Raw genomic sequence first — 7,093 nt, forward strand, 5'->3', positions numbered from 1 at the left:
GAAGGGAACTCCATGGTCGGATCGCGGGCTCTACCCGCTCAAGGCCTATGAATACCGCGCCATCTCAGAACCAGGCGACACTCCCGCGAAGCGGGTTCGTGCAATGGGGCGCAAAGCTGCCGTCCACGTCGCGGTAGACGTCGGCCGTCTTTTTGTCATTCCTGCCGGTTCCAGAGAAGATCGGCTTTCGGGAAGGCAGACGGTCGTAGGAAAGTCTGCTCAGGTGGTCAAAACCAGTCATTGCACAGGTAAGTGGCATCATCTCACCTTGATCTCGTCAATATGCAGACACGGCTATATGATGTCGCGCGGCTTCGGTCCCTTCGGCAGACCGCGTGGATCCGGCGTCGGGCTACCATGCCTGGGCGCAGCGGGAAAGCGGCACCACGATTGCCGCGCGCTTCTTAGTCGGGCCGCGGGGGGACGAAACCTGCCGAAAGCACCGCCCTGCGGGCCGGCGGCTGGGTGAGGCGATCGCGCCGGCCGCTGGTGCCCGAGGCGTAAGACCTGTTCCAACCCCTTTGCGGAAGCTCGTTTGCCCTCGGCCGGGTTCACGTCCATGACCCAACCCGGACATCTCGGTCTTGTTGGCTAAGCACAGACTCCTATGGCGGCAGACCGGCCTGATGCCATGCTTCCATCAGCGTTGCAGCCAGCGCGGGCGTGATCCCAATGGCATTGCAGTATCCACTCGAATTGAAGGATGGTTGCAGCACAAGCACCTGCCTGGCGGCGGCTTTGGCTTCCGCTGTTCGCCCGAGTTTGGCAAGCGCCGCCGCCAAGAGGCTCTGGATCACGCTGAAGCTTGGATTGGACAAGACGGCTCGCCGGGCGGCGGTTGCCGCGACCGGCTGCAACATCTGCCGGGTGCCTGCCGGCATGAAAGTGGTGGATTGGCACAACCCGCCGCGGCGCGAGCCAGGCGGCGAAGGCGTCGGCATGTGCAAGCCCGGCCAGATCACCGAAGAAGGCCAGATCGCCTGATCGATGCAGCGCCATCAGACCTTCCAGAAAGAGCCGTCGGAACAGCCGGGACAGGACCCACACGGACAGAAAGAACCCGGGGCGGCAGCCGATCCACCGCGTGCCATCCGGCGAAAGTCCACCCCCGGGCACGATGATGTGGACATGCGGGTGATGCGTCAGCGCCGATCCCCATGTGTGCAGCACGCTGGTCATGCCAATCCGTGCGCCGAGCCGCTTGGGATCGGCCGCGATCGTGCTCAGCGTCTCGGCCGATGCCTGAAACAGCAGGTCATAGACGGCTTTCTTGTTCCAGTAAGCGATCTGCGCGATCTCGGCAGGCAGGGTGAAAACCACGTGGAAATATTCCACGGGCAGCAGATCCGCGGCGCGGGCGGCCATCCAATCCCGCGCCGCAGGTCCTTGGCACTTCGGACAGTGCCGGTTCTTGCAGGAATTATAGGCGATGTGGTTATGCCCGCACTTGGTGCAAGCCGCCACATGCCCGCCGAGCGCCTCGGTTCGGCAGGCTTCAATCGCCGACATGACCTTGAGCTGGGTCAGGCTGACATGCCCGGCATTGGCCCGCCGCCACGCGGGGCCGTAAGTGCGAAAGATATCAGCGATCTCCAGCTTTGGCCGGATCACCAGACCCGGACGCTACTCCAAACCGCGTCGGAGCGTTTGGTCCTGAAGCTTCTTCAATGTCTCGAACGGGCTGACCGTGCCGCGGATCGTCTTGGTGGCAACGTGGGCATAGATCGCAGTGGTATTGAGCCGGGCATGGCCCAGAAGGACCTGGATGACCCGCACATCGGTGTTCGCTTCCAGCAGATGCGTGGCGAAGCTGTGCCGCAACGTGTGCAGCGTTGCGGGTTTGCCGATCCCGGCCATGTTTTTGGCCGAGGTAAAGGCGCGGTTGAGCTGCCGCGGTGAGATCGGGTTGATCCTGGGTTTGCCGGGAAACAGCCAGCCCTGCGGCCGCGCCTCGCGCCAGTAGGCGCGCAAGCGCGAGCGGCTTCGTCCATGCGCCTAATTTCGGCCGTTGCTATGTCATGATTGGTTCCTTACAAGCGGACGTTACATCCTGCCCGAGGCCAACTCGGGCGACCTGCAGTCCAATTTCGCGGTGAGCGGATATTCTCCCATTTTTTATGGGACACTCTGTAAGATGCCGCTCGCGATACGTCCTTTCAGCCACTCGTAGATCTGGTCGGCACCCATCCCGGCTTGTTCGAAGCGCTCCGCAGCTTCGGCACGCCAGACTAGGTCACCGGCCTGACTAAAGGTACGCCTCAGTTGCCGCAATGTCCGCAACGCCTGGCCTGCCCACTCCCGAAACCCGTCGATTTCCCATAGCGAGACGGTGTGGAGATGCGGAACCGCCCCCGACTTCGCCTTGGTCACCGACGTGACCAGCACAGGCAGGATGATGGTATTGTCGGGCAAGGCGACATGGTCGCGGACCCAGTTGGGATGCGAGAAGGCCTGTCGCGCCTTGGTAGCGTCCAGCACGTCGTTTGTCGCTCCGGCATGATCCTCAAACACGAAACACAGATCATCCGCCGCCCACCAGGGGTCCGGCGACGCGTCGACTTCGCGCTTCCCCGCATGGAAGCCGAGAATCTCGCCTAGGCGCACCTGCGCTTGCTCAAAACCGTCCTTCGAGGCGAGGCCTTCCAGAATCTCCCGCTCGCGCTTGTTGAACTCCCGGTCGGTCACGGTGCCGAGCCGCTCGAGCACGCCCTCAACGCGCTCGATCTGTCGCAGCAGCCGGGGACTGCGGCCAAGAGGCGCTTCCATTCCCGCGTGATAGCGGGCCAGCTTGACCAGCCAAGGCAGATCGGTGGCGGCGCGCTTTGCATGATTAAAATGGCTGCGCGCCTTGACGTCCAGCGAGGCAATGCCGGCGCGTCCTCCATACCAAGCGGCTGAGCCGGCGAGGTAGTGCCACAGCGCCCGATAGCCCCGGAGGTCCGGGTCGGTGAGTCCACCCAGCACTCCCTCCGCAGCTTCCACAGCGCCTTCAAAATCGCTCTGCCAGAGCCTGCTCTGAAATTCGATCTCCCCGCCGACGATCGTCTGCAATTCGCCCAGCGCTGGGAAAGGCTGTTGTACGGCCGCCGCCCGCTTGCGCAGGATGTCGTTGTTCACTGCATCCCAGCGGGCGTCGTTCGCCAGAAATATCTCGAAATTCTCGATGATGTCGGCCATCGTCGTGCCGACCGACTGCTCGTTGCCGAATTCGAGTTCGGCCTGCAATTCCGGGTGAAGGTGAACGCGCCGCCGCCTGTCGGCGAGATAGTCAGGCAGTTCCTCGCCGGAGACTATCACCGCGGAATAGTCCTGCAGCGACCGGGTGCAGCGGCCGATCGCTTGCAGCACGCGCGTCTGCACCCGATCGTTGAACAGCTGCGACGCCCCCATTCGAAGCATGATGAATCGCTCTTGGAGGTTGGCAGCGCGAGGCAAGCCTTCGATGAATAGCAGACGGCAATCGTTGCCCGGAAAGTCGATGCCATCATAACGATTAGCTATCACAGCCACCGCCTGCGGCGTGGTGACGAACGGCTGTTTCGACTCTTCGATTGCTTCCGCACCGAAGGTCGCAAAGCCAAGATTGGTCTTGACATCCTCCCGGACCGACTCAGCCTGCTGATCGCTGGGCACGAGGACAAGGCTACGCCCGGCGCGTTGCATAAGCTGGTGGCGTAGCGTCACCACGTCATGAGCCTCGAGCGAGCTGTCAGGAAAGATAAAGAACCTGCGCCCAATCCCTTGGCGATCCCAGCCGTCGGGCACCTGGAGGCGCTTGATCCTGCGTCGGCCTGTGAGACGCTCCAGGTCGCCGCCCGCCCCGAGCGTGGCCGACATAAAGATGCGCTGCCGCGCATTCTGATAAGGGGCATGCTGCCATGTCGGTGCTAACAAGGGACGGATGAGCAATTCGGTCGCCGAAATGTAGAGGTGGCACGCAACGAGATGGCTTCGGATCATCGACCATGCCCACCGAACGTCCAGTTCTTCGACATGGGCGTCGATCACCGCCGTGAGCTCGTCTTTAATCTCAGCGAAGACGGGCGTCGGCAGCTTGTCGACCCAGCGTCGGTCCTCCGGATTACTGTCCCAGCGGCCCGTCAGCCGCGAAAAGTCGTGGGCGTCCAGGTGCGGCTGCAGCACTCCGCTCAGTGCTTCGAACAGCGCTCGGTGGTGCTGCTTGGTCCGCTGGATGCGGACGGTCCACATCTCACCGATATAGTTCTCGGCGGCATGGGCATCATCTATGATGACGACGTCCGGGTTCGAGAAAAACGGATTGGTGTTGAAGAGCGAGTTGTAGGTCGTCACAGCCACACGGTCGGCGTTCTGATACTCGGCGCGGGCCTGTGGGTCATAGTCCCTATTGCTTCCCGTAAAGCCGTTCACCGTCAGCCCGTACTGAGTCCGGGCCTGTTCCACTGCCTGGTTCACGAGCTGCTTGGTGGGACAGATAGACTACCCGCTCTTCGAACTTGCGGCGGCGCCACTCGGCAATCATGAGCCCGACCAGAGTTTTTCCGCTCCCCGTCGGAAGCTGCAATGCTACATCCGAGTCAGACACTGCCTGAGCGGCGTAGCTCCGCATGATCTCGCCTTGATGCAGCAGGACGCCCGGGATTGTACGGCGCGGAAGTGTGAGAAGAATTTCCTCGGGGCCTGCTGGAACGATTTCTGTCGGGGTAGCGCTTTTGAATGCCATTGTTTGTACTCCTACCAATCTGGCCCTTATCTGCTCTTCGGATCGGCCGCCAGAGACGAGGGCCACTTTCCTCACACAGAGGAACTACCAGCCCGACGAAAGACGCCCGGCTGGTACCCGATAGTTTATGTCCGATGACCCGCGCAGGGTTCGCTGGACGGGTCCTGTGAGAGGCCATGTTACGGCAGCCGGATTATCTCGATGCTCGTTGATAACGGACGGCCTCACTTCGAATTCACGTTCCGTTCTGCTAATTGATGGGACTCGAGCGAATCTCGAAGTTGTGCGCTTGTCGGCGGTTGGCAGAGAGATGGCGATGACTAGGGCTGATGAATGACCCAAAGCCGAGCGCTTCCTCAAGGCTCCGTACCAAGAGGCGCGGTGAAACAAGGAGGACGGCTCGATGAGCGAGAGCACATTCAGGCGCTACACGAACCTGGCATCTGCTCTCCATATATTGCGCAATCGCTGCCTAACACTTCTCAGCCCCGAAACCTGGGACGATCGAAACGACGCCTTCTTCATGTCCGAATACAAACGGCTGAGAGACGTCAAGTCCGTGCTCGCCATCTGTCTCGCGGACAGGGAAGAGACCTACCACCACTGGTCTTCTCCCGCGGGGCTGACGGTGTGTGCATCGAGTTCGATCGTGACAAGCTACTGGCTGCGTTCGACAGGGCAAAAGGGGGTGATCCATCGCTACGTCACCTATGAACTGCTTTCGAACGCGAACACGATGCGAGACGTGGATCTGCAAATCCTGCCTTTCACCAAGCGTTGGCCCTATGGTGACGAAAGGGAGTACCGCGCCGTGTTTGTCAGCGCCGACGACCGACTGAAGGCGTTTCTGGTCCCAGTCGAGCTCGCGGCGATTAAACGCATCACACTGAGCCCATGGCTTGCACCGGCATTAGTCGATTCGGTCAAAGATACGCTCAAGTTGCTTGCGGGGTGCAAGGGCATGGGCATCTACCGGTCCACTCTTATCGACAACAAGCAATGGCAGAAGCTTGCGGGGCGCGTTGCTCCGGCGCCCTCAATTCCTTCCACCTAAGCGTGCGGGGTCAGGCTGTCGGTGGCGCCAGATCTCGACCCTAGAACAACCGGAACAGGCAACGTGGATACGAGAATCGCTAACGACGGGCTGGATGCGTTGCGCGCCGAAATGAGCTTGGCGGAAATCATGCGCCTCATCGAGCGTACCGCCCGCTGGGTGGATCCCGAGACATTCGGGCTTCTCCCAACATGGTACCCAGAGCACCGGCGTCGCGGATTATTCTACAAAGCCAACTGGTCCGAACCTCAACTGAACCGAAACCGCGAGACTGGCGTCGTAGTGCATAAGCACGAGGGTAACCTCTATGCGAACAAGACACTAACCCATGCGCTGGGCCTACGAAGCGACGACCGTCCGAACTGGTCCTGTTGTCATATATGGGGGATCGACGATGCGAAATACGCCTCTACCAATGTGATCGTCCAGGATGCCCGCTACTATTCGTGCGTGGCGAACATGGTACTGTTGCCCACGCCGCTGAAGGCGTTTACCGACGTTATGCCCACGGTCAAAGCGATGCTGCGCACCTGCGCGTTCTATACATACGGATGGCGGTGTGGACATGACGCAGTTCCGATGGTCGATCTGAAGGCACCGGGATATAACGACGCCTATCCCGCCAGCTGGCCGAACGATTATCGCCGAGATCTTCCACCCGGCATTGTTCCGTTGAACTCCGCTATCAGCTGCGACGCGGCTCGGCGGCTTAATCGCATCCGGCATGACCTAGAGAACGCCGGCCCTTTCTATCCGCGGGACCAAGTCCGTACAGTTGCCGAATACTGGAAGATCAACCTCTAAGCGATCTTCCGACCTCCAGCCTTGTCCGCAGGACTTCTTTGAACGGGTCGTTTGTGCAAGAGCAGCTTTTCTGCTCCTACGGCGGAAAGCTGCCCTACGGCTTGCGGCCCAAAAACCCCCATTCCAGAAACCTCAATCGACCGACCGTTCCTTAGCGCATTTGGGTCCTTATCGGCTGCCGGAGCCAATCCGCTCTCGAGTGCAGGCACTCCAGTGGAGTCCAGACGTTGGATTGGAACCCTCGATCTCTACAAAAGCACACTGAGCTTTGGGTCGGACTACGACGACATTCCGAAGCGATCGCTTCGGCGAGAAGTCGTCGTTCTCAATCGGGCGACGGGGGATACATCGGCGAAGACGGCATAAGGGAGGATGGGCCAGACGGAGCCGACGGAAAGGTCGTAGCCAAGACCTTGGAGCGCATAGCGCCTGGCCGGGAGGCCGCCGCCAGCCAGACTTACGCGGCGCGTCGTTGAGCGAGGTGAAGACCCGAACGGGCTCGACGAGGGTCCACGGCGGTCACAATGTTGTGG

The 7,093-nt window shown here is 60.8% G+C and carries 3 protein-coding genes and 2 pseudogenes; 2 read left to right on the top strand and 3 right to left on the bottom strand.

Annotation, left to right across the window (positions count from 1 at the left end; genetic code table 11):
• Positions 1 to 903: 903 nt before the first annotated feature.
• The 3 genes and pseudogenes from NKI85_RS37125 to NKI85_RS37135 form a co-directional block, all read right to left on the bottom strand.
• Positions 904 to 1,611, bottom strand: a pseudogene (locus NKI85_RS37125) (IS91 family transposase); the annotation flags it as partial.
• 12 nt (positions 1,612 to 1,623) lie between these two features.
• A pseudogene (locus NKI85_RS37130) lies at positions 1,624 to 1,971 on the bottom strand (tyrosine-type recombinase/integrase); the annotation flags it as partial.
• Positions 1,972 to 2,115: 144 nt separating this feature from the next.
• Complete coding sequence (locus NKI85_RS37135) at positions 2,116 to 4,434, bottom strand: helicase C-terminal domain-containing protein (protein WP_352780830.1); 2,319 nt, start codon at positions 4,432 to 4,434, stop codon at positions 2,116 to 2,118.
• 671 nt (positions 4,435 to 5,105) lie between these two features.
• Here NKI85_RS37135 and NKI85_RS37140 point away from each other — a divergent pair.
• Both NKI85_RS37140 and NKI85_RS37145 read left to right on the top strand, forming a co-directional pair.
• Positions 5,106 to 5,756 (top strand): hypothetical protein, encoded by a 651-nt coding sequence (locus NKI85_RS37140; protein ID WP_352780833.1) that lies wholly within the window; start codon positions 5,106 to 5,108, stop codon positions 5,754 to 5,756.
• Between the two features lie 63 nt (positions 5,757 to 5,819).
• Positions 5,820 to 6,560: a hypothetical protein gene (locus tag NKI85_RS37145; protein WP_352780836.1), complete on the top strand. Its 741-nt coding sequence runs from the start codon at positions 5,820 to 5,822 to the stop codon at positions 6,558 to 6,560.
• Positions 6,561 to 7,093 lie beyond the last annotated feature (533 nt).

The organism is Mesorhizobium sp. M0571, assembly GCF_040320985.1.
GTDB lineage: Bacteria > Pseudomonadota > Alphaproteobacteria > Rhizobiales > Rhizobiaceae > Mesorhizobium.